This window comes from Streptomyces sp. NPDC001880, from assembly GCF_053594575.1.
In genome coordinates this window covers 1-4,311 of sequence record NZ_JBSFET010000200.1, presented here as the reverse complement: position 1 = coordinate 4,311, position 4,311 = coordinate 1, and the positions used below count along the sequence as shown (strand labels likewise).

General features: G+C 69.1%; 4 protein-coding genes. All 4 read left to right on the top strand.

The window, feature by feature from the left end:
- Positions 1-162: 162 nt before the first annotated feature.
- The 4 genes from ACWCQ6_RS35980 to ACWCQ6_RS35965 all read left to right on the top strand — a co-directional run bounded on the left by ACWCQ6_RS35980 (position 163) and on the right by ACWCQ6_RS35965 (position 4,303).
- Positions 163-1,269, top strand: coding sequence for an AMP-binding protein (locus ACWCQ6_RS35980; protein ID WP_451096548.1), 1,107 nt, complete (start codon positions 163-165; stop codon positions 1,267-1,269).
- A gap of 17 nt (positions 1,270-1,286) precedes the next feature.
- Positions 1,287-2,555: an MFS transporter gene (locus ACWCQ6_RS35975; RefSeq protein ID WP_451096546.1), complete on the top strand. Its 1,269-nt coding sequence runs from the start codon at positions 1,287-1,289 to the stop codon at positions 2,553-2,555.
- Positions 2,556-2,620: 65 nt separating this feature from the next.
- A complete protein-coding gene (locus tag ACWCQ6_RS35970; RefSeq protein ID WP_451096544.1) occupies positions 2,621-3,373 on the top strand; it encodes a class I SAM-dependent methyltransferase in 753 nt (250 codons plus the stop codon).
- Positions 3,374-3,376: 3 nt separating this feature from the next.
- A complete protein-coding gene (locus ACWCQ6_RS35965; RefSeq protein WP_451096542.1) occupies positions 3,377-4,303 on the top strand; it encodes a phytanoyl-CoA dioxygenase family protein in 927 nt (308 codons plus the stop codon).
- Positions 4,304-4,311: the final 8 nt, after the last annotated feature.

The following is a 4,311-nucleotide window of genomic DNA, read 5'->3' as shown; positions in this document are numbered from 1 at the left end:
CCGCGCCGTGCAGGAACGCATGCTGGGCGGCGCCCGCAAGGCCCTCATCCAGTCCTTCGGGACCGACCCGCAGACCGTCGTCGCTGGACCCCGCTGCCCGCGCCGTCCGGCGCCGACGACGGTCTGTGGGCCCACCTGTGCGAGGGTGACCCGCGCCCGCCGGTGGAGGACCTCGCCTACGTCCTGCACACCTCCGGAAGCACCGGCATCCCCAAGGGCGTCGTCCACACGCACGCGAGCGCATCGGCGTTCGTCGACTGGGCCGTGGCCGAACTCTCCCTCACCCCCGACGACGTCATCGTCAACTCCGCCCCGCTCCACTTCGACCCCACCACCCTGCACCTGTTCGCCGCTGTCAGGTCGGGGGCCGCGGTGGCCTTGATGCCTGCCGCCGCAGCGCCCTTCCCTGCCGCGTACATCGATTTCTGCCGACGCTCCGGCGGCACCGTCCTGTACGCGGTGACGTCGACCCTCGTCTGGCTGGTGCGGCACGGCACCTCGCTGCTGCCGCGCCTCCTCGGGCTCCGCGCGTTCGTCACCGGCGGTGAGATCCTGCACCCCGCCGACGTCAACACTCTGCACGGTGCCCTGCCGGCGATGCGGCTTCTGAACGTGTACGGCCCGACCGAGAGCAATGTGTGTACCTTCCACGAGATCAAGCCGCCTCTGGGACCCGAGGACGAAGTGCTCATCGGGCGCGTACTGCCAGGTGCGGAGATCCTGGTCGTGGACGACGACCTGACCGCCGTAGCACCGGGAGAGCCGGGTCAACTCCTCGTGCGCGGCGCGATGCTGATGACCGGCTACCTCGACGCCGCGCAGACCGCACGGTCGATGGTGCGCACCGCCGACGGCCGAGAGTGGTACGCGAGCGGCGACCAGGTCTGCGAGAACCCGGACGGTGAGCTGCGGTTCATCGGGCGGGTGGACGCGCAGATCAAGTCGCGCGGCTACCGCGTGGAGCTCGGCGAGGTGGAAAAGGCCGTTCGGCGCTGCGAGGGCGTCCACGAAGCGGTGGCCGTCGCCACCGCGGACCCCGTCTTCTCCAATCTGATCACGGTATTCGTCACCGCGGACACCGAAGCGGCCCGCACGCTCTGCGGACGGTTGCCGGAATACTTGCCGCCCTACATGCTTCCGCGCCATGTCGTGCACGTGGACGGCGAACTCCCTAGGCTCAGCAACGGGAAAGTCGACCGGAAATGGCTCTCTGACCTGGCGAGTTCTCCGCGACTGCCGATAATGAGTGGCTTCACGATCTTCGGCTAGGGGAAGAGAGCGCTCTTGTGGTGACCACCGAGGAAGGAGCTGAGTCCGAGTCCGAAGTCCTTCGGGTACCCGGCTTCAGACGACTTTGGGGAGCGAACGGGTTCAGGTTCTCCGCGGCCGAGGTCGCCGGCTTCGCCCTCCCTATCACGGCAGTGACGTCACTGCACGCGAACCCGTTCGAAGTCGGCCTGATCTTCGTCTTCAGCCGCCTCGGTTACCTGCTGGTCGGGCTGCCCGCCGGCGTCTGGGTCGACCGCTGGAACCGCAAATCCGTCCTGCTCTGGTCGGACGCTGTCTACGCGGTCGGTTTCGCCACCATTCCGCTCGCCTACGCCCTCGACGCCTTGACCGTGCCGCATCTCATCGCGACGGCCTTCGTCGGCAGCGTGAGCGGTGTGTTCTTCGATGTCGCCCACAACAGCATCCTGCCCCAGCTGCTGCCCAAGCGCCGGATAGCCGACGCCAACGCCCGGCTGCAGACCTCCTCCACCACCATCATGGCGGTCTCACCCGGCGCGGCAGGCCTGGCGACCCGGGCCGTCCCCGCCCCCCTCCTGTACCTGTTCGCCGCTGTCTGCCACCTCGTGTCCATCCTGATGGTCAAGGGCATCAAGCCCGCCGAGACGGAACGGCCCTCCGTCGAGAAGCGCAACTTCCGCCGCGAGGTCGTCGAGGGCGTACGGTTCCTCTTCAAGCACCCCCTGCTCCGCCTGATCGTCTGCCAGGCCGCCCTGAACAACCTAGGCGCCGGCATCATGCTCGCGATGCTGCCGGTCTTTCTCCTCGACGAGGCCGGCGTTTCCTCCTGGGTGTTCGGCCTGCTGTCCACCCTGGGCGCCGTCGCCGGTGTCGTCGCCTCGCTGCTCTGCCCGCGGCTGCGTCGACGGTTCGGCGAGGTCCGGATGACGATGGTCTTCTCCGCGCTCGCCCCCTTCGCACTCGTCGCCGCGCCCCTTGCCGCCGTCTTCCGCGGCGCGGCCGTCCCCCTCGTCGCCACTGCCCAGATCCTCATCGGCTTCGTAGTGGTCGGCCGGTCCGTCGCGGTCGCCGGACTGCGCGCCCGCGCCACCCCACTTGCCTACATGGGACGCGTCACCGCCGGCAACGGCGTCGTCACCCAGGGCGCCACCCCGCTCGGTGGGCTGATCGGTGGTGTTCTCGCCGGCACCTGGTCGACCACGGTCGCCCTCTGGGTCGGTGTGGTCGTCACGGCGATCCCCGTCATCATCCTGCTGCGCTCGCCGCTCCGCTCGCACCGGACCTTTCCCTCGGAGTGGGAGGTCTGACGGGCCCGACGCCCGCAGCGCCCCGCCTCCCCCCGTAACCGACCCCATCACGCGGGAGACTCACCGTGAGTGTTCACACCACCCTCGATCTCGCCACCGGCGGGGATCCCTTCGGCGACGCTGTCCGGGAGGTCTGGGAGGCAGGTGCCGGGCCGGGCGTCGCCTACGAGATCATCGAGCGCGACGACGGCCTGATCACCGCCAACGACATCCGCCGGTACTTCGCTCCCTATGCCGAGTGGGCCCCGCTCGAACAACAGCTCTGCGAGCGGGCCGGACAGCGGATCCTCGACGTCGGGTGCGGGCCCGGCCGGCACGCCACCCACCTCCTCGAACAGGGCCGCCGGGTGCTCGGCGTCGAGTCCTCGCCCGGCGCCGCCGACATCGCCCGTCTACGGGGTGTGGAGACGCTCACCACCACCGTCGAGACCCTCACGCCCGACATCGGCAGGTTCGACACCGTGCTGCTAGGTGGTCAGAACATCGGCCTCCTGGGCAACCGGGAGAAGGCGGGGGACATCCTGCGCCGGCTCGCCGCCGTGACCCGCCCCGGCGGCTCACTCCTCGGCGTGAGCGTCGACCCGCACGCCCTGACCAGCGCCTGGAACCGGGCCTATCAGGAGCGCAACCTCGCCGCGGGCCGACTGGCCGGGCAGCAGCGGCTGCGCATCAGGGACGGTGTGACGTCGACGCCCTGGTTCGACTACCTCTACGCGTCCGCGGCGGAACTCGAATCACTGGCGGACGGGACGCCGTGGCGGGTCCACGAACTGGTCCGGCACGGAAAGCAGTATCTGGCACATCTCACGAGGAGCTGACACATGCACACACTCAACCGGAGTGTCCTTGAGAAGGCCGCGGCGGAGTACGCCGACCAAGGGTTCGCCATCATCCGTGACGTCCTGCCACCGGAACTCCTGGACGAGGCACGTGCCCACGTCGAGTGGCTGACCCGCAAGTACCCGGACCTGCGCCCCGAACACTTCCACCATCCCCTGATCCGCAACGATGCCTTCTGGGCGCGCCTGGTCTCGGAGCCCCTGCTGGTGGACATCGGGGAGTTCTTCCTCGGCGAGAACCTGGCGTGCTTCACCGCCCACTACATCTGCAAGCCGCCCTACGACGGCCAGCCCGTCCTGTGGCACCAGGACGGCGCCTACTGGACGCTGAGCCCGATGGAAGCCCTGACAGTGTGGCTCGCCATCGACGAGAGCACCACGGAGAACGGCTGCCTGCGCATGATTCCCGGCAGCCACCGGCTGCCGCTGCACAAGCCGTCGGTACGGACCGACAAGGACAACATGCTTTTCTCCACGGCCGATGAGACCGTGGTGCGGGAGTGGGCCGACGAGCACGGCGTTGTGGACATCGAGCTCCAGCCGGGCGACGTCTCCATCCACCACTCGAACCTGCTGCACTGCTCGGAGGCGAACACCTCCGCCAAGCGCCGCTGTGGCCTCGACATCGGCTACATCTCCACCAGCACGCGGATCCACAGCGAGGGCCTCTACCTCGACCCGCTGCTCGTCCGGGGGAACGACCCCGCCGCACTCAACAGCTACCGTCCCTTCCCCGCCTACCAGGAGGGCGAGACGATCCCCTTCGCGGGACGTGAGGAATGGAACGCGACGGTGGAGCTGCGCAATAAGGAGCTGCCGCAGAGCCGCGCCGCCGTCTGCGAGAGCAGCCCCGTCGAGATGACCCGGCACATGATCGACCGGCTGCGCGCGGGCACCGTCAAGCGCTGAGCGCGCAC

Excerpts from the sequence above, each read along its gene's own strand:
- ACWCQ6_RS35965 (WP_451096542.1), top strand. The coding sequence starts at position 3,377 with ATGCACACACTCAACCGGAGTGTCCTTGAGAAGGCCGCGGCGGAGTAC.